Genomic DNA, 19,161 nt, shown 5'->3' with positions numbered 1-19,161 from the left:
GGCGCGACGACGGTCGGCCACCAACGGGGCGTGCCCCGTTGGTGGCCGACCGTGATGTGTGCCCTCGTCGCCGGTCCGGTCCGGCCGCGCCTAGGTCGCCGCCGAGGCCGTGGAGAGATGGTCGGCGAGCCAGGTGGGGACGCCGCCCATGAGGCGGAACAGCCGGGCCGCCTCGGCGCGCAGCCGTTCCGCGTCGGCGTCCGGGGCGGCGTCGGCCAGCGCCGCGAGCGCCGGCGCCGTGCCGACGAGGAAACCCAGCTCCTCGCGGATCCGCAACGACTCGGCGAAACCGTGCCTGGCCTCCGCCAACTCACCGTCACGCAGGGCGAGTCCGGCCAGATGGCGCCAGGTGAAGGACAGCAGCAGGATATCGCCGTGCGCGGTGGCGCCGGCGTGTGCGCGGCGGTAGGCGGCGCGCGCCGAATCCGGGCTGTCGGCGATGTGCTCGGCCATCAGCCCGCGGCGGAAGTCCAGCAGCGGGCGGCCGGCCGAGGCGGGGGCGAGCAGCGCGGCGGCCCGGCCCAGCGCCGAGCGTGCCTCGTCGGCCCGGTCCCGTACGCCGAGGACCGTGGCGGCATATGCCAGATGACCGCGCTCGCAGGCCGCGCCGCCCCGCTCGTCGTCGTCACCGGCCAGCGCCTCGGCGGTGCGCAGCGCGTCCTCGGCCTCGGCCCAGCCGGTGGCGGTGAACATGCAGCGCTCCACCAGGAGCGCGGCGCGGCGCAGCGCGGAGGGGGCGTGATGGACGGAGTGTGGCTCCAGCAGCGCGGCCGCGTCGTCCCAACAGCCGCGGGAGCGCAGCCGCCAAACGGCACGGTCGAGGGGATCGTCCCCCTCGACCGCTCTGGCTGCCGGTACCTCCGGTGCGGGTGCCGGCCCCGGTACCGAGATCGGCACCGGATCCTTGGAACTGACCGGATCCGCGGGATCCGCTGACTCTGGCATGGCGGTATCCGCCACATTGCCCTCCCCGAGCGCGCCATTGAGCTGGAAATTGGAAGCCGTGGGCGAATCTCAGCACGAACTCCGTCGTGCGGCCAAGGGGGTGGGTGAATGATTTCACAATCGCCGGATGGGCGTTTCGGGTGGGCGCAGTGGCCCTGATCGGGCGTGTCGTGGCGCGGCCGGTCGGCGTGCCGCCAAGCGCAGTTGACGGGATGACGCCCGATCGGGTTACCCCGAATGGCCGATGCGGGAGCGCGGAGTCGCGGCGGCCGGACCCGGGCACCGGTGGCGCGCCGCCGGACGGCCCGCCGCCCGGCGACGGGATCCGCGGCGCGCCCGGCGGTCAGCTCATCCGCAGCGCGAGGAAGAAGTCGAGCTTGTCCTCCAGGCGGGACAGATCGCGGCCGGTGAGCTGCTCGATCCGGCCCACCCGGTAGCGGAGCGTGTTGACGTGCAGGTGGAGACGGGTGGCGCAGCGGGTCCAGGAGCCGTCGCAGTCCAAGAACGCCTCCAGCGTGGGGATCAGCTCGGCGCGGTGGCGGCGGTCGTAGTCGCGCAGCGGGTCCAGCAGGCGGGCGGTGAAGGCCCGGCGGACGTCGTCGGGCACGAACGGCAGCAGCAGGACGTGCGAGGCCAGCTCCTCGTGCCCGGCGGCGCAGACCCGGCCCGGGCGGGCGGCGGCGACCCGTCGGGCGTGCCGGGCCTCCTCCAGGGCGCCGCGCAGCCCCTCCGCCGAGTGCACCGAGGCGCTGACGCCGACGGTCAGCCGCCCGTCGTCCGCCAGGCCGCGGCTGAGCGGCTCCTGAACGACGGAGAGCAGCTCATTGGCGTGCAGACCGGTCGCCGAGGAGTCCCCGGACTCGTCCGGGACGGGCAGCGGCACCAGCGCCACCGCGTCGTCGCCGGTCTGTGCCACGGCGATGCGGTCGGAGGGCTCGGGGCCGAAGGTGCCGGGGTCGACCAGCATCTCCTCCAGCAGGCTCTGCGCGACCGGCCCGCCGGGGATGTCGCCGTCCTCCCACTCGACCCTGGCCACCACGATCTGCCAGTGCGGGGCGCTGCCCAGACCGGGCAGCAGCACCGGGGCCGCCACCCGCAGCCGGGCCGCGATCTCGGCGGGCGGCGCGCCGGTCTGGACGAGCTCCAGCACCTCCTGGGCGAGCCGTCGGCGGACCGTACGGGCGGCATCGCGCCGGTCGCGTTCGACGGCGATCAGCTGGGTGACCCCGTGCAGCAGGTCCAGGCGCTCCTCGGGCCAGTCGCCGGCGTCCGCCTCGACGGCCAGCAGCCAGTCGCTCAGCAGCGTCTGGCGCAGGTCACGGCCCTCGTGGCGGATCGGGAAGAGCGAGAAGGTGGTTCCTCCCAGGGTGGTGCGGTGCGGGCCGCGGCGGCCGGTGCGGGCGGCCGCCAGATGCTCACCGGCGAGCCGGGCGGCCAGCTCACCGGACAGCTCGGGCCCGGAGTCCGCGAGGGTGGAGCCGGCGATCTGCCGGCCGGTGGGGGAGAGCACCCAGGCCCGCAGATCGAGGTCGGAGCCGAGCAGGTCCAGGACCACCTCCGGACCGCCACCTGTGGGGCCCGAGGTCATCAGACGGCGGTGGCGGTCGACCACGGCGGCCAGGTCCCCGGCCCGCTCGCCGGAGACCTGGCGGACGACATGCTCGGTGATGGAGGCGAACGAGACCGCCTCCTCGACCGAGAACAGCGGCAGCCGGTGCCGGCGGCAGGCCTGCACGAGATCGTCCGGGATCGCGCCGAGCTCCGCCTCGCCGGCCGCGAGCCCGGCGACGCCGGCCGCGGCCAGGATGCGGACGAACCGCTCGGAGTCCTCCGGCTCGCGGCGCCAGGCCAGGCCGGTGAGCACGAGTTCGCCGCCGGAGAGGTAGCGGCTGGGATCACGCAGATCGGTGGTCATCACGCCGCGTACAGTGCGGTCCAGCTCGTCCTCGCCGCCGAGCAGCCGAAGGCCCAAGGTGTGGGTGTCCAGGAGTGCGCGGAGCCGCATGACCTCGCCCGCCGTTCTTTGCTGTCTGGTGTTGCCGGTGGAATGCCGCGAGGTTTCAGAGCCTCGTCTTTCGTTCGAATCTACAAGACGGGTGGCTTGGCCAGCCAACCGCTTCATGGTTTCGGTGACTGCACCGGGTGGGTGCAGGGCGCGTTCACTGAGTCCAACAGCGTTAACAAGACATGAACAGCTCGATGGCGACCAGGGCCCCAGGGCCCCAGGTCCTCACCATGAGCAGCGAATGACCGATTCGTAGAATTCGTAGAAGAGGCCACCCATGGACTTCCTTCGCCCCGCCAGCTGGGAGGAGGCGCTCGCCGCTAAGGCCGAGCACCCCACCGCTGTGCCCATCGCGGGCGGCACGGACGTGATGGTCGAGATCAACTTCGACCACCGCCGCCCCGAGTACCTGCTCGACCTGAACCGTATCGGTGACCTGAGCGAGTGGGAGGTCGGAGAGAAGACCGTACGCCTGGGCGCCTCGGTCTCCTACACCAAGATCATGGAGAATCTGCGGGCCGAACTCCCGGGCCTGGCGCTGGCGTCGCACACCGTCGCCTCCCCGCAGATCCGCAACCGGGGCGGCGTCGGCGGCAACCTCGGCACCGCCTCCCCGGCCGGCGACGCGCACCCCGCGCTGCTCGCCTCCGGCTGCGAGGTCGAGGTGGAATCCCTGCGCGGCCGCCGCATGATCCCGATCGACGACTTCTACGTCGGCGTCAAGCGCAATGCGATGGAGCCCGACGAGCTGATCCGCTCGGTGCATCTGCCCAAGGCCGACGGCCCGCAGCAGTTCTCCAAGGTCGGCACCCGCAACGCCATGGTGATCGCGGTGTGCGCCTTCGGTATCGCACTGCACCCCGAGACCCGTACGGTGCGCACCGGCATCGGCTCCGCCGCACCCACTCCCGTACGGGCCAAGGAGGCCGAGGACTTCCTCGCCGCGGCGCTGGACGAGGGCGGCTTCTGGGAGTCCGGCAGCCCCATCCCGCCGTCCGTCGCCAAGCAGTTCGCGCAGCTCGCCTCGGGCGCCTGCAACCCGATCGACGATGTACGCGGCAGCGCCAAGTACCGCCGGCACGCGGTCGGCATCATGGCGCGCCGCACCCTCGGCTGGACCTGGGAGTCCTACCGCGGCAACGAGAGGAGCGCACAGTGCGCGTGACATTCACCGTCAACGGCCGCCAGCAGGAGGCCGACGATGTCTGGGAAGGCGAGAGCCTGCTGTACGTCCTCCGCGAGCGGATGGGCCTGCCGGGTTCCAAGAACGCCTGTGAGCAGGGCGAATGCGGTTCGTGCACGGTCCGTCTGGACGGCGTGCCGGTCTGTTCCTGCCTGGTCGCCGCAGGTCAGGTCGAGGGCCACGAGGTGGTGACCGTCGAGGGCCTGGCGGACTACGCCAAGCAGCGCGCCGAGCACGGCAGTTGCGGCAGCGGAGCCTGCGGTACGAGCATCGACGCGGCCAAGCAGTGGGAAGCCAGGCCCGCCGACTCGCAGACCGGCGAGAACACCGAACTCTCCCCGATCCAGCAGGCGTTCATCGACGCCGGCGCGGTCCAGTGCGGTTTTTGCACCCCGGGCCTGCTGGTCGCCGCGGACGAACTGCTGGAGCGCAACGCCTCCCCGTCGGACGCCGATATCCGCGAGGCGCTGTCGGGCAACCTGTGCCGCTGCACGGGCTACGAGAAGATCCTCGACGCGGTCCGGCTCGCGGCCGCCCGCGGCGAGGGCCAGACCGCAGGACAGGGGGCCTGACATGGCCGGCACACCTACACCACGAGCCGCCACCGCTCCGGCCCGTACACCCACCAACCTCACGCAGGGCGGCAAGACCAAGGCCGGCATCGGCGAGTCCACGCTGCGGCCCGACGGCACCCTCAAGGTGACCGGCGAGTTCGCGTACTCCTCGGACATGTGGCACGAGGACATGCTGTGGGGCCAGACGCTCCGCTCCACCGTCGCGCACGCCGAGATCAGGTCGATCGACACCTCCCAGGCCCTGGCGACGCCGGGTGTCTACGCGGTGCTGACCTACGACGACCTGCCGACCGAGATGAAGAACTACGGCCTGGAGATTCAGGACACCCCGGTTCTCGCGCACAAGAAGGTCCGCCACCACGGCGAGCCGGTGGCCCTGGTCGCCGCCGACCACCCGGAGACCGCCCGCCGCGCCGCCGCCAAGATCAAGATCGAGTACGTCGAGCTGCCGCTCATCACGGACGAGGCGTCCGCGACCGCCCCCGACGCGATCCTGGTCCACGAGGGCCGCGACGACCACCACATCGGTCATGTCGCGCACCCGAACATCGTGCACCGCCAGCCGATCATCCGCGGCAACGTGGCGGAGGCCCGGAAGCGGGCCGACGTGATCGTCGAGGGCGAGTACACCTTCGGCATGCAGGACCAGGCCTTCCTCGGCCCGGAGTCCGGCCTCGCCGTGCCGTCCGAGGACGGCGGCGTGGAGCTCTACGTCGCCACCCAGTGGCTGCACTCGGACCTCCGCCAGATCGCCCCGGTCCTCGGCCTGCCCGAGGAGAAGGTGCGGATGACGCTCTCCGGCGTCGGCGGTGCCTTCGGTGGCCGCGAGGACCTGTCGATGCAGATCCACGCCTGCCTCCTGGCGCTCCGCACCGGCAAGCCGGTCAAGATCGTCTACAACCGGTTCGAGTCCTTCTTCGGCCACGTCCACCGGCACCCGGCCAAGCTCTACTACGAGCACGGCGCCACCAAGGACGGCAAGCTCACGCACATGAAGTGCAGGATCGTCCTGGACGGCGGCGCCTACGCGTCGGCCTCCCCGGCGGTCGTCGGCAACGCCTCCTCCCTGTCGGTCGGCCCGTACGTGATCGACGACGTCGACATCGAGGCCATCGCGCTGTACACCAACAACCCGCCCTGCGGCGCCATGCGCGGCTTCGGCGCGGTCCAGGCGTGCTTCGCCTACGAGGCCCAGATGGACAAGCTGGCGGCGAAGCTGGGCATCGACCCGGTCGAGTTCCGCCAGATGAACGCCATGGAGCAGGGCACGATCATGCCGACCGGCCAGCCGGTCGACTCGCCGGCCCCGGTCGCCGAACTGCTGCGCCGTATCAAGGCGATGCCGCTTCCCCCGGAGCAGCAGTGGCTGGCGGCCGGTGAGGGCGCCGATGTCCGGGCGCTGCCCGGCGGTCTGTCCAACACCACCCACGGCGAAGGCGTGGTCCGCGGCATCGGCTACGCCGTCGGCATCAAGAACGTCGGCTTCTCCGAGGGCTTCGACGACTACTCCACCGCCAAGGTGCGCATGGAGGTCATCAACGGTGAGCCGGTCGCGACCGTGCACACCGCGATGGCAGAGGTCGGCCAGGGCGGCGTCACCGTCCACGCACAGATCGCCCGCACCGAGCTCGGCGTCACACAGGTGACCATCCACCCGGCCGACACCCAGGTCGGCTCCGCCGGATCGACCTCGGCGTCCCGTCAGACGTACGTCACCGGCGGTGCGGTCAAGAACACCTGTGAGCACGTCCGCGAGGCGGTCCTGGAGATCGGCCGGCGCAAGTTCGGCTCGTACCACCCGGCCTGGGCGACGGCCGAACTCCTCCTGGAGGGCGGCAAGGTCGTCACCGACGGCGGCGAGGTCCTCGCGGATCTGGTCGATGTGCTTGAGAGCGAGGCCGTCGAGCTGGAGCTGGAGTGGCGCCACCGCCCCACCGAGGCGTTCGACCTGCACACCGGCCAGGGCAACGGCCACGTCCAGTACTCCTTCGCCGCACACCGCGCGGTCGTCGAGGTGGACACCGAACTCGGCCTGGTCAAGGTCATCGAGCTGGCCTGCGCCCAGGACGTCGGCAAGGCGCTCAACCCGCTGTCCGTCGTCGGCCAGATCCAGGGTGGTACCACCCAGGGCCTGGGCGTGGCGGTCATGGAGGAGATCATCGTCGACCCCAAGACCGCGAAGGTGCGCAACCCCTCCTTCACGGACTACCTCATCCCCACGATTCTCGACACCCCGACCATCCCGGTCGATGTGCTCGAACTCGCCGACGAGCACGCCCCGTACGGGCTGCGCGGCATCGGCGAGGCCCCGACCCTGTCGTCCACTCCGGCCGTCCTCGCGGCGATCCGGAACGCGACCGGGCTGGAACTCAACAAGACGCCGGTGCGTCCCGAACACCTCACCGGCACATAGTGAGCCGTCCGGGGGCGATCCCCCGGACACCGGCTCCGGGCGGTGCGTGTCAGGGGTGCCCCTGTCCGTCCTCCTCCGCGTATCGCCCGGAGTTTCCCCCCTCGCACCACGCAGTTGCTGCTGCCTCGTACGCAGTCAGTCCCCACGTTCGCCTCGGGCCGTCCCCCGGGTCGTGCAGCCGAAGTTTCATCCCAAATCTCGCACTGCGATGCGAGTGCCCCTGTGAACCTTGGGAGTAAGGCACCATGACCCAGCAGTCCACTGAGCCGAGGACCACGGCGGAAGACGCGGGCGACGGCTCGCGTCAGCCCGCCGGCCGGTCCTGGCTCGACCGGTACTTCCACATATCCGACAGAGGGTCGACGGTCGGCCGGGAGGTGCGTGGCGGCGTCACCACCTTCATGGCGATGGCGTACATCATCCTCCTGAACCCGGTGATCCTGACCACGACGAAGGACATCACCGGCGCCACGCTCAATGCCGACCAGGTGACCACGGCGACCGCGCTCGCCGCCGCCGTCACCACGATCGTCATGGGCTTCCTCGGCAATGTCCCTCTCGCGCTGGCGGCCGGCCTGAGCGTTTCCGCCGTGATGTCCTTCCAGGTCGCCCCCACCATGACCTGGGACAACGCCTGGGCGATGTGCGTCATCTACGGTGCCGTGATCGTTCTGCTGGTCGTCACCGGCCTGCGTGAACTGATCATGAACGCCATCCCGTTGCCGCTCAAGCACGCGATCACCATGGGTATCGGTCTGTTCGTCTGCCTCATCGGCCTCGTCCAGGCGGGCTTTGTGACCTCCATGCCCGGCCCGGGCGGTCTCGCCGGCGCCAAGCCGATCCAGCTCGGCACCGCCGACATGCTCACCGGCTGGCCGGTGCTGTGCTTCGCCTTCACCGTGCTGCTGATCTTCCTGCTCCAGGTCCGCAAGGTCCCCGGTGCGATCCTGATCGGTATCGTCGGCGGCACGCTCTTCGCCGCGGTCGTCCACCAGCTCGCCGGGCTGAGCGTCAAGGACTGGGGCGGCCGCAACGCCCCGGTGATCTCCGGTTCCGTCGTCTCCAACCCCGACTTCGGACTGCTGGGCCATGTGTCCTTCAGCGGCCTGGGCAACGTCGGCGGGATCACCATCGGTGTCATCGTCTTCACACTCGTGCTGGCCGGCTTCTTCGATGCCATGGGCACGATCATCGGCATCGGCCAGCAGGCCAACCTCGCCGACAAGGACGGCAAGATGCCCGGTCTGAACAAGGCCCTGGCCATCGACGGTGCGGGCGGGATCATGGGCGGCCTCACCGGCGCCTCCGGCCAGACCGTGTTCGTGGAGTCCACCGCGGGTGTCGGCGACGGCGCGCGCACCGGCTTCGCCAGCGTCATCACCGGCCTCGGCTTCGCGCTCTGCCTCTTCTTCACCCCGCTGGCCCAGGTCATCCCGACCCAGGTGGCGGCCGCCGCGCTGGTGGTGATCGGCTCGATGATGCTGACCAACGCCAAGCACATCAACTGGGACGACCCGGCGACCTCGATCCCGGTGTTCCTGACGACGGTCCTCATGCCGTTCACGTACTCCATCACCGCGGGCATCGCGGCCGGCGTGGTCGCGCATGTCGCGATCAAGGCCGTCCAGGGCAAGTGGCGCGAGCCCGGCTGGCTGATGTGGGTGCTCTCCCTGGTGTTCCTGGCCTACTTCTCGCTCAACCCGATCGAGAGCTGGCTGGGTATGCACCACTGATCCGCCGCTTCCACCCATCCGTTATCCGTAAGGAGACCGACATGCTGGACATCGCCGAAGAGCTTCATCGGTGGGTCGAGCAGGGCCGCGAGTTCGCGGTGGCCACCGTGGTGGCCACCAATGGCAGCGCGCCCCGCCAGCCCGGAGCCGCCCTTGCCGTCGACAGTGACGGCACGGCCATCGGGTCGGTCTCCGGCGGATGCGTGGAGGGGGCGGTGTACGACCTGTGCCAGGAGGCGCTGCGGACCGGTGAACCGGTCCTGGAGCGCTTCGGCTACAGCGACGAGGATGCCTTCGCCGTGGGCCTGACCTGCGGCGGCATCATCGACATCCTCGTCCAACCGGTACGGACGAGCGTCCCGCGATCCGCAGGCGACAGCGGATCGGCGGGGGAGTGGGTGGGCAGCACCGCCGACACGCTCGCCGCCGGGCTGGCCGCCGCCGCCACCGGGGAGGCGGCGGCGCTCGCCCGGATCATCCAGGGCCCCGCCGAACTCCTCGGCCGCGCCCTGCTCGTCCGCCCCGACGGCAGCCACACCGGCACCCTCGGCGGCCATCCCGCGCTCGACCGCACCGCGATCGAGGGAGCCCGCGCCCTGCTGGATGCCGGACGCACCACGACGGTGGAGATCGGCGAGGGCTCCGCATCCGAGGAAGAATCGGAGGGCGAAGGCGGAGCGCTGCGGAGCGGCTCGCGGTGCGGCCGGCAGGTCGTCCTCCTCGTGGAGTCCTCCGCCCCCGCGCCCCGCATGATCGTCTTCGGTGCCATCGACTTCGCCGCCGCCCTGGTCAGGGTCGGCAAGTTCCTCAACTACCACGTCACGGTCTGCGACGCCCGGCCCGTCTTCGCCACCCGGACCCGCTTCCCGGACGCCGACGAGATCGTCGTCGACTGGCCGCACCGCTACCTCGACTCCCAGGAACTCGACTCCCGCACCGTGCTGTGCGTCCTCACCCACGACGCCAAGTTCGACGTACCGCTGCTGGAGCGCGCGCTCAAGCTCCCGGTCGCCTACGTGGGCGCCATGGGCTCGCGCCGCACCCACCTGGACCGCCAGCAGCGCCTGCGCGACGTCGGCCTCACCGAGCTCGAACTCAACCGCCTGCGCTCGCCCATCGGCCTCGACCTCGGCGCCCGCACCCCGGAGGAGACCGCGCTCTCCATCGCCGCCGAGATCGTCGCCAACCGCCGCGGCGGCACCGGTATCCCGCTGACCGGAGCACACACGCCCATCCACCATGACGCGGCGCGGCCGGTGGGGCGGATCGGGTCGGTGGCCTGAGGCGACCGGGCCCTTGCGGACACGGTTCGTCCGCAAGGGCCCGTACTGTCGTCGGCATGACGCAGCGCCGCACCGCTCCCGTGCTCACCGCCCGCGCCCTGGGCCGGGCCACCCTGGACCGCCAACTCCTGCTCCGCCGTGGCGAGATGGCCGTCCTCGACGCCGTGGAGTGGCTGGTCGGCCTGCAGGCCCAGGCGCCCCGCCCGCCGTATTACGCGCTGGCCGCCCGGCTGGCCGATTTCCGGCCGCAGGAGCTGTCCGGTCTGCTGGAGACCCGGCAGGCCGTCCGTATCTCGGCGATGCGCTCCACCATCCACCTGGTCAGCGCCCGTGACGCCCGGCTGCTGCGCCCGCTCCACCAGCCGGTGCACGACCGCACCCTGCGCGGCAACTTCGCCACAACACTGGCCGGCGTCGATCTGGACCGGCTGGCCGCGGCAGCCCGTACGCTCGTCGAGCAGCGACCACTGACCTTCCAGGAGCTGGGGCAGCGGCTCCAGGAGGACTGGCCGCAGCACGACCACCGGTCGCTGTCCATGGCGGCCCGCCAGATGCTCCCGCTGGTGCAGGTCACCCCGCGGGCTCTGTGGGGACGCAGCGGACCGGCCGCGCACACCACCCTTGACACCTGGCTGGCCGGGGCGCCGCGGCCCGCGGCGGAGCCGGGCCCGGCCGCCGAGGATCCTCAAGAAGCCCTGGCCGCCGTCCTGTTGCGCTACCTGGCCGCATTCGGCCCGGCCTCCGTCAAGGACATGCAGACCTGGTGCGGGCTGACCCGGCTGCGCGAAGTGATCGCCCCGCTGCGGCCGCGGCTGCGCACCTTCCGCGACGAGAGCGGGGTGGAGCTGTTCGATCTGCCCGACGCGCCGCTGCCGCACCCGGACACCGAAGCGCCGGTCCGCTTCCTTCCGGAGTTCGACAACCTCACGCTCTCGCATGCCGACCGCGCCCGCATCATCGCGCCCGAGTACCAGGGCCGCACCTGGGACCGCAATGTCGCCCACCGTGTCCTGCTCGTCGACGGCACCGTCCGCGGCCTGTGGCGGATCGATACGGCGGGCGGCGCCGCTCAGCTGACCATCGAGGCCTTCGCCCCGCTGACCGGCGCCGAGCGCGCCGCGGTGGAGGACGAGGCGGCCGGGGTGCTGCGGATGACCGCCCCGGACGCCTCGTACGACATCCGCTACGGCCGGGTCGCCAAGGGCGCGACGCCGTGACATAGCAGGCCGTGACGCAACGGGCCGTGGTGCAAAGGGCCTTGACGCAACGGACCGGGACGCAACAGGCCGTGACGGACGGGCGCTCACAGACAGGCGAGGGAAACGGGCGGCGTCAAAAACGGGATGAAGGGTCGCCGCGCGCCGGGTTAGCGTCCCCGGGTGACAAGCAACGACCACGCCCGCCCGAGCACGGACATCCGGGACATCCCCGAGGCCGGCCTCGACCAGGCCCTGGACCTGGCCTATCTCGCCTTCCATCTGAAGCCCGGCGACAACACCCGCCGGTATCACCGGGAGCTGCTGGAGGCCTGCGCCCGGATCGGTGTGTACGACGGCGAGCGGCTGGCCGGTCTGGCCGCCGCGCACCGCCTCNCGCCCGGATCGGTGTGTACGACGGCGAGCGGCTGGCCGGTCTGGCCGCCGCGCACCGCCTCACCCTCTCCGTCCCGGGTGGCCAACTCCCTTGCGCAGCCGTGGACTTCGTCTCCGTCGCCCCCACGCACCGGCGCCGCGGAGCGCTCACCGCGATGATGGACGAGCTATGGCGCCGCTGCGCCGCCGAAGGGCAGCCGCTGGCCTGCCTCTGGGCGTCCGAGAGCGCCATCTACGGCCGCTTCGGCTTCGGCGCCGCCACCGAGGCGTACGGCATCGAGATCGACTCGTCCCGGCCGCTCGCCCTGCGCATCGCCCCCGACCGCCGCCCGCTGCGGCTGATCGACCCGGCCGACGCGCCCGCGGTGCTCGCGCCGCGCTACGACGCGAGCCTGGCCCACCGCGCCGGCCGGTTCACCCGCGACGAGGAGTGGTGGCGCAAACAGGTGCTGGACCTCAACGGCGCCCGGATGAATGCCGAGCAGGACGGCTTCGGCGCGGTACGCGTCGTGGTGCTGGGCGCGCCCGGCGAGGTCCCCGGCGGCTATGCGGTCTACCGCACCCGCGGCGCGGGCGAGGGCCGGCCCGGCAGGGTCGCCGTCGAGGAGCTGGAGGCGGAATCCGCACCGGCCGCCGCCGCCCTGTGGTCCTACCTCGCCTCGATCGACCTCACCACGACCGTGGTGGTGGAGGCCCGCCCCGCCGACGACCCGCTGCTGCACCTCGTCGCCGACCGCGACCAGGTCCGCGTCACCGGCCAGGAACCCTCGCTGTGGGTCCGGCTCGTGGACGTCCGCGCCGCCCTGACCGCCCGCTCCTGGGCGTCCCCCGTCGACCTCGTCATCGACCTGGGCGATCCCGCCCTGCCCGCCAACGCGGGCCGCTTCCGCCTGACCGCGGGACCCGACGGAGCCACCTGGACGTCCACCACCGAGGCGCCCGATATCGCCCTGGACGTACGGGAGTTGGCCACCTGCTACCTGGGCGGCGCCCGTCTGCGCAACCTCGTACAGGCCGGTCTGGCCACCGAGCACACCCCGGGCGCGGTCCGCCGCCTGGACGCCGCGCTGGAGACCGAGTGGCTGCCCTTCACGGGGGAGAACTACTGAGTTCACGCGGGGAATTACTGAGTTCACACGAGAACTACTGAGTTCACCAGTGAGAGAACCACCAAACTCCCCGGAGTGAGGTGCTGAGCGGCGGTCGCGGCCCGGACCCCGGACGCCCGCCGCTCAGGCCCGCCGCGGCCGCAGCGCCGCCATCACGAACACGTCATGCCACTCACCGTCCCAGAACAGGGCCTCCCGCATCCGGCCCTCCACCTCGAAGCCGCACTTCTCGTACGCCCGCCGGGCGCGCTCGTTGAAGGCGAAGACCTCCAGCTGGACGCGGTGCAGGCCGACCCGGTCGAAGGCGTAGCCGAGGAGCAGACGGATGGCTTCGCTGCCGATGCCGTGGCCGGTCGCGTCCTGGGTGAGGGAGATTCGGAAACTGCCGTGGGCGTTGTCCGGGTCGATCTGGCTCAGCGCCAGCTCGCCCAAGTAGTCACCGCTCTCCCGGTCCTCGATGGCGAGGTCCAGCCGGTCCTCGCGGTCGGCGCTCCCGGCGCACCAGTCCTGCAGCTCCCGCAGCGTCCAGTCGTGATGGGTGCCGGTCAGCCGGCGGGTCTCGGGGTCCAGGAAGGTGTGGTGAAAGGCGGCCGCATGCCGTATCGACAACGGAGCCAACCGGATACGGGCGCCGGTGAGCACCGGCTTCTCGGACAGCGCGGAGGCATCGATCATGGAGGGATGATGTCGGGGCCACGGGCCGTACGGCAATCGAATTGACCGGTCCGCGGGGTGCCGGCCCGAGCGGGCCGGGAAGGGGGAGGCGTGGAACTGCGGCAGGTGCGGTACTTCGTCATGGTCGCGCAGGAGCTGCATTTCGGGCGGGCGGCGGAGCGGCTGCACATCGTGCAGTCGGCGGTCAGCCAGCAGATCAGGCGGCTGGAGCGGGAGTTGAAGGTCGAGCTGTTCGACCGTTCGGCGCGCCATGTGCGCCTCACCGCCGTCGGCGAGCGCTTCCTGCCGGAGGCACGGGCGCTGCTCGCCGCCGAGGAGCGCGCCCGCACCGTCGTCGCGGAGCTGACCGCGCACCGCGCCGGCACCCTGCGCCTGGGGACGAGCACCGGCCTGGGCGCGCACCTGGACCGGGTGCTCGACGCGCTGGCCGGCCTCGCCCCGGAGATCCGGGTGGAGCTGGTGTCCGCGCGCGCCCAGCAGCGGCTCGACCAGGTCGCCTCCCGTGAGCTGGATGCGGCGTTCCTCCGGGGCGATCCGGACGGCGGCGGCCGGGAGGGCCTGAACTTCGTCCCGCTGTGGCAGGACCCGCTGGTGGCGGTCGTCCCGGCCCGGCACCCTCTCGCCGGCCCCAAGGGCAGGGGAGGGACCCCCGTGCCCGCCGCACCGGGCACGATCACGCTCGCCGATCTCGAAGCCGTCCCGCTGGTGCTGACCGAGCGGCGCAACAACCGCGCCCTGGTCGACCTGGTCGTCAACGCCTGCCACGGCGCCGGCTTCACCCCCGTACCGGGGCCCCGCTACGGCTCGCTGGACGACACCCTGACCGCGATCGGCGCCGCCGGCCCGGCGGACGGGCTGTGGACCGTCGTCTACGCCTCGCACGCCCGCCGGCTCAGTACCCCCCGGGTCGCCTTCCTGCCGTTCCGCAACCCGGGCATGGAGCTGACGGCGTATCTCGCGGTGCGCCGTACCGACCCGCCCGCCGGGCTGGATCTGCTGCTGCGGGCCTGCGCCGCGACGGACGGCGAGAGGCTCGATCTCGATCGGTGATCGCTGTGTGCGCGATCCGCTTCTTGGTCGCACGGCCCGTTCGCGATGGACTGAGGGCACGCCGGTGAACCACCGGAAACCCGGGAGATCCCGGGGAGTCCCCGGCCGGGGAACACGGGGAATTCCCTGATCTTCCCGTTCCCGTACGGCCATATCCGACAAGGGAGTTCAGCCATGCCGATCGTCACCGTCCAGCAGGGCCCGCGCAGCGTCGAGCTCAAGCGGGAGCTGGTCAAGCAGATCACCGACGCGTTCGTCGACGCGTACAAGATCCCCGCCGAGACCGTCCAGGTCTGGATCCAGGAGGTGCCCACCGACAGCTGGGGCGCGGCGGGCAAGCTGATCGCCGACAAGTAGACGACGGGCGGGCCGGCCTTCACGGGGGAGGGCCGGCCCACCGCCCTACGGGAGCAGCCCCGCCCGGCGCGCCGCGATCACCGCCTGCAGACGGGTGTGCGCCCCCAACTTCCGCATGGACGACCGGAGATAGCTCTTGACCGTCTCCGGGCGCAGCCCCAGCCGCTCGGCCACCACCGCGTTCGTCGCACCCGACGCCACACAGGCCAGTACGTCCACCTCGCGCGGCGACAGCACAGGACCCTCCCCCCGTGCCGCAAGGGCATGGGCAGCGGCGCCCCCGGGGCCCGCCCCGCCCGTCCGCCGCGACGAGGCCGCCGCGAGCCGGCTGCACACCGCCAGCATCTCCTGCCGCAGCAGCGGATCGGCGACCCGCTGCGACAGCGCGCGCAGCTCGCCGTGCGCCTCCCGGACCTCCTCCCACATCGCCGGGTCGGCGGCGGTCGATGGGGGTACCTCCCGTGCCCTTGAGGCATGGGGGAGCACCAATGACAGCAGCTGCGCCGCCTCGTCCTGGAGGAGCAGCGCCTGCTCCAGCTCCCGCGCCGCCTCCATCGCGGCCGACAACGGCCGGTCGCCGAGCCGCACCGGCCGGCGCAGCGCCCCGTACAGCACCCCGCGCACCCGGCGCCGGACGATCACCGGTACCGCGAGCACCGACCGCAGCCCCTCGGCGGCCACCGCCGCGTCGTACTCATGGCTGATCACCGAGGAGATGCTGTAGTCGGTCACCGCGAGCGGCCGGGACAGCGCCACGGCCTTACCGCCCAGCCCGTTGCCCTGCAGGATGTCCAGACCGCTCAGTACCGTGGTCTCCGTACCCGACAGCTCCTTGATGCGGTAGCGGCCCGTACCGGCCGGCAGACCGCCGAACGCCACCGGCAGACCGCTGGTCCGCCGCAGCCGCGACAGCGCCGCCCGTACGTCCACCGCATCCTTCGCCCCCGAGTCGAGCCGCACGCCGAAACCTCCGCTTCCCCCCATTAGGGGGTGGTGAGACCTGCGCCACTGATTACACGATGGCAGGTAGCGGTGCGGCAATGAGGAGGACATATGACGGACGCGGAAACCGGTGCGACGGGCCGCGCACCGGCGGCCACCGAGGCATTCCGGGCGGCGCGGGACCTTCTGCTCCGGCACCGGGAGGACCATGACGCGGCCCGCGCGGCCTTCCGCCGGCCCCGCCCCGAGTATTTCAACTGGGTGCTGGACCGGTTCGACATCATCGCCCGCGGCAACGACCGCACCGCGCTGCACATCGTCGAGGAGGACGGCCGCGAGACCCCGCTGCTCGGCCCCGCCGATCTCACCGACCGTATCGACCGCGGCCGGGCCCGGCATGTCGTCGTACGCGCCGCCGACACCGACAAGTTCGCCTCCGTACCGGGCGACTGCACCCGGATCGCGGTCGGCGGCGCGCGTCCCGGCCGGCTGCCGTACGAAGAGGCCTACGACGGCCCCGACACCTTCCTGCCGGGCGGGCCCACCCGGGCCGACGACACGCTGATGTTCTACTTCACCTCCGGCACCACCGCCCGCCCCACACTCGTCGAACACACCCATGCGTCCTACCCCGTCGGCCACCTCGCGACGATGTACGGGATCGGGCTGCGACCCGGCGATGTGCATCTGAACATCTCCTCGCCCGGATGGGCCAAGCACGCCTGGTCCCACCTCTTCGCGCCCTGGAACGCCGAGGCCACCGTCTTCATCCACAACTACACCCGCTTCGACGCGGCCCGGCTGATGACCGAGATGGACCGGGCACAGGTCACCAGCTTCTGCGCCCCGCCCACCGTCTGGCGGATGCTCATCCAGGCCGATCTGTCGGCGCTCCGCCACCCGCCGCGCGAGATCGTCGCGGCCGGGGAACCGCTCAACCCGGAGATCATCGAGCAGGTGCGGCAGTCCTGGGGCGTCACGATCCGCGACGGCTTCGGGCAGACCGAGACCGCCGTCCAAGTGGCCAACACCCCCGACCAGACCGTCAAACCGGGCTCCATGGGCCGGCCCACCCCCGGCTTCGACGTCGTCCTGCTCGACCCGGTCAGCGGCGCACCGGCCGACGAGGGCGAGCTCGCCCTCGACCTGCGCACACAACCGGTCGGCCTGATGACCGGCTACCACGGAGACCCGGTACGCACCGCGGAGGCGATGGCCGGCGGCTACTACCGCACCGGCGACATCGGCTCCCGCGACAAGGACGGCCGGATCACCTACATCGGGCGCGCCGACGATGTCTTCAAGGCGTCCGAATCAGGGGGCATTCCCTTCCAAATGCGGCTGACTGCTTGACCGTTGCCGTCGCAGAATCCGTAGCTTCAACTCCTTCAGCCCAGCACCTGCCAGACTCCCTTTCAGCTTCGAGGCACGTCGCACCGGATCCATCCGAGCACAGGAGAGAACATGCGGACACCGATGACGATCGCGGACTTCCTCGACCGCGCCGACCTGGGCTTCCGCAACAGCCCGGGCGTGGTCGACGAGCCGCATCAGCCCGCCCCGCCGGTGCCCGTATCGACCTACGGGCGGTTCGCTGAACGGGTCCGTGCCTGGCAGGCGGGGCTGGACGCTCTCGGGGTCGGCGAGGGCGAGCGGGTGGCGGTGGCCGGCCACAACTCCGCACGCATGCTGGAGCTGCTGTTCGCGGTGCCCATGAGCGGCCGTATCTGTGTGCCGGTGAACTTCCGCCTCAAGCCGGAAGAGGTCGATTACATGGTGGCGCAGAGCGGGGCCTCGGTCCTCCTCGTCGACCCGGAACTCGACGCCGCACTGTCCGACGTCAAGGTGCGCCACCGCTTCGTTCTCGGCGAGCAGACCGAGACCGAGCTGATGCGGTTCGGTGTCGAGCCTCGCCCCTGGTCCCACCCGGACGAGGACGCCACCGCGACCATCAACTACACCTCGGGTACCACCGCCCGTCCCAAGGGCGTGCAACTGACCCACCGCAACATCTGGGTCAACGGCATGACCTTCGGCCTGCACACGCGGGTGTGGGAGCGCGATGTCTACCTGCACACCCTGCCGATGTTCCACTGCAACGGCTGGGGAATGCCGTATGTGATGGCGGGCCTGGGCGTGAAGCAGGTGGTGCTGCGCAAGGTCGACGGCACCGAGATCCTCCGACGCGTCGACGAGCACGGGGTCACCCTCATGTGCGGTGCCCCGGCCGTCTGGAACATGGTGCTCGATGCGGCAGCGACGTGGGAGGGCGAGATCCCGGGCCGCGACCGCGTACGCATCATCTGCGCGGGGGCGCCGCCACCGACCAAGATGATCCAACGGGTGGGTGAGGAACTGGGCTGGGAGTTCACGCAGATCTACGGCCTCACCGAAACCTCGCCACTCCTCACCTTCAACCGGACCCAGCCCGGCGACGCAGACCTTTCCGCCGAGGAGCGGGCACGCAACCTGTCCCACGCGGGTCTGCCCGCGCTCGGCGTCAAGCTGAAGATCTCGGACTCCGGCGAGGTCCTGGCCCGCTCGAATACGGTGCTCGACGGGTACTGGGACAAGCCGGAGGAGACGTCGGCGGCTCTTGAGGACGGCTGGTTCCACACCGGCGACGGCGGCACCCTCAACGAGACCGACGGCCATCTGACGATCTCCGACCGCAAGAAGGACGTCATCATCACCGGCGGTGAGAACGTGTCGTCCATCGAGGTGGAGGACACGATCTTCAGCCACCCGGCAGTCGCCGAGGTCGCCGTCATCGGCGTACCGCACGAAAAATGGGGCGAGACGATCAAAGCCCTCGTGGTCCTCGCCGAGGGCGCGACGGCTCAGGAGTCCGACATCATCGCCCACTGCAAGCAGCACTTGGCCGGCTACAAGGCCCCGACGTCCGTCGAATTCCGCGACGCGATCCCCCGCACGGCCACAGGCAAGATCCAGAAGTTCAAGCTCCGGCAGCCGTACTGGTCCGAGCTTGAGCGGGGAGTCAACTGACTGGCCGGCCGCAGGCAGCGGGCGCGGAGGCCAACGAAAGGGACACGTTGGGGGCCTGACTATCGTCGTCGAGGTCCTGCGTGCCTGGGCCGGCTCAGTCTTTGGCACATTGCGGCGATTGCGTCTTCTCCGAACTGGCCTGTTCTGCGCAGGCTCGAACTCGTGGTGGGGAACCCACCATGGGAACGGGGAGCCCCGCCGGTGTCCGGGGGAGAGCTCGTGGTCCAGGAGGTCATCCAGCTACAGGGATAGCCGCGGCGTAGGTTCGAGCCGGGGTGGTTGCCACACGACAT

General features: G+C 71.4%; 14 protein-coding genes and 2 pseudogenes. 12 read left to right on the top strand and 4 right to left on the bottom strand.

Features of this window, described 5'->3' with window-relative positions; translation table 11 throughout:
- Positions 1-90: 90 nt before the first annotated feature.
- Positions 91-945 carry a hypothetical protein gene (locus DY245_RS05400; RefSeq protein ID WP_244942845.1) on the bottom strand — a complete coding sequence of 285 codons (855 nt, stop codon included), beginning with the start codon at positions 943-945 and terminating at the stop codon, positions 91-93.
- Between the two features lie 343 nt (positions 946-1,288).
- Positions 1,289-2,950 carry a PucR family transcriptional regulator gene (locus tag DY245_RS05395; protein WP_128504070.1) on the bottom strand — a complete coding sequence of 554 codons (1,662 nt, stop codon included), beginning with the start codon at positions 2,948-2,950 and terminating at the stop codon, positions 1,289-1,291.
- Positions 2,951-3,227: 277 nt separating this feature from the next.
- Here DY245_RS05395 and DY245_RS05385 point away from each other — a divergent pair, with 277 nt between their 5' ends.
- The 8 genes and pseudogenes from DY245_RS05385 to DY245_RS05355 form a co-directional block, all read left to right on the top strand.
- Complete coding sequence (locus DY245_RS05385) at positions 3,228-4,115, top strand: FAD binding domain-containing protein (protein WP_128504065.1); 888 nt, start codon at positions 3,228-3,230, stop codon at positions 4,113-4,115.
- Positions 4,106-4,705, top strand: coding sequence for a (2Fe-2S)-binding protein (locus DY245_RS05380; RefSeq protein WP_128504063.1), 600 nt, complete (start codon positions 4,106-4,108; stop codon positions 4,703-4,705). Before DY245_RS05385 ends, DY245_RS05380 begins: the two co-directional genes overlap by 10 nt.
- 1 nt (position 4,706) lies before the next feature.
- Entirely contained in the window at positions 4,707-7,121 is a 2,415-nt protein-coding gene (locus tag DY245_RS05375; protein WP_128504061.1) for a xanthine dehydrogenase family protein molybdopterin-binding subunit, read from the top strand.
- Between the two features lie 245 nt (positions 7,122-7,366).
- Positions 7,367-8,854 carry an NCS2 family permease gene (locus DY245_RS05370; protein ID WP_128504059.1) on the top strand — a complete coding sequence of 496 codons (1,488 nt, stop codon included), beginning with the start codon at positions 7,367-7,369 and terminating at the stop codon, positions 8,852-8,854.
- Positions 8,855-8,895: 41 nt separating this feature from the next.
- The gene (locus tag DY245_RS05365) at positions 8,896-10,137 is read left to right on the top strand and encodes an XdhC family protein (RefSeq protein ID WP_128504056.1); all 1,242 of its coding nucleotides are present in this window, start codon (positions 8,896-8,898) and stop codon (positions 10,135-10,137) included.
- 56 nt (positions 10,138-10,193) lie between these two features.
- Entirely contained in the window at positions 10,194-11,354 is a 1,161-nt protein-coding gene (locus tag DY245_RS05360; RefSeq protein WP_128504054.1) for a winged helix DNA-binding domain-containing protein, read from the top strand.
- Positions 11,355-11,516: 162 nt separating this feature from the next.
- Positions 11,517-11,729: pseudogene (locus tag DY245_RS48635) on the top strand (GNAT family N-acetyltransferase); the annotation flags it as partial.
- A gap of 1 nt (position 11,730) precedes the next feature.
- Positions 11,731-12,838, top strand: a 1,108-nt coding sequence (locus tag DY245_RS05355) for a GNAT family N-acetyltransferase (RefSeq protein ID WP_244942844.1), incomplete at its 5' end; no start/stop codon positions are given.
- 123 nt (positions 12,839-12,961) lie between these two features.
- Here the strand turns inward: DY245_RS05355 and DY245_RS05350 are convergent.
- Positions 12,962-13,513 (bottom strand): GNAT family N-acetyltransferase, encoded by a 552-nt coding sequence (locus tag DY245_RS05350; protein ID WP_128504052.1) that lies wholly within the window; start codon positions 13,511-13,513, stop codon positions 12,962-12,964.
- A gap of 90 nt (positions 13,514-13,603) precedes the next feature.
- Between DY245_RS05350 and DY245_RS05345 the strand changes: the two genes are divergently transcribed.
- Together DY245_RS05345 and dmpI are read left to right on the top strand one after the other, a co-directional pair.
- Positions 13,604-14,563, top strand: coding sequence for a LysR family transcriptional regulator (locus DY245_RS05345; protein WP_128504050.1), 960 nt, complete (start codon positions 13,604-13,606; stop codon positions 14,561-14,563).
- A gap of 153 nt (positions 14,564-14,716) precedes the next feature.
- Complete coding sequence (gene dmpI / locus DY245_RS05340; RefSeq protein WP_280524952.1) at positions 14,717-14,920, top strand: 4-oxalocrotonate tautomerase DmpI; 204 nt, start codon at positions 14,717-14,719, stop codon at positions 14,918-14,920.
- A 45-nt stretch (positions 14,921-14,965) separates the two neighbouring features.
- Here dmpI and DY245_RS05335 read toward each other — a convergent pair whose 3' ends face one another.
- Entirely contained in the window at positions 14,966-15,904 is a 939-nt protein-coding gene (locus DY245_RS05335) for a helix-turn-helix transcriptional regulator (RefSeq protein ID WP_128504045.1), read from the bottom strand.
- A gap of 69 nt (positions 15,905-15,973) precedes the next feature.
- On the opposite strand from DY245_RS05335, the pseudogene DY245_RS05330 reads away from it, so the two are divergent.
- Both DY245_RS05330 and DY245_RS05325 read left to right on the top strand, forming a co-directional pair.
- A pseudogene (locus DY245_RS05330) lies at positions 15,974-17,200 on the top strand (AMP-binding protein); the annotation flags it as partial.
- A gap of 126 nt (positions 17,201-17,326) precedes the next feature.
- The gene (locus tag DY245_RS05325) at positions 17,327-18,868 is read left to right on the top strand and encodes an AMP-binding protein (RefSeq protein ID WP_128504041.1); all 1,542 of its coding nucleotides are present in this window, start codon (positions 17,327-17,329) and stop codon (positions 18,866-18,868) included.
- The last annotated feature ends 293 nt before the right edge of the window (positions 18,869-19,161 follow it).

Source organism: Streptomyces inhibens, assembly GCF_003389455.1.
GTDB lineage: Bacteria > Actinomycetota > Actinomycetes > Streptomycetales > Streptomycetaceae > Streptomyces > Streptomyces inhibens.
The sequence above is the reverse complement of the archived record's forward strand: the minus strand, read 5'-3'. Positions and strand labels throughout refer to the sequence as shown.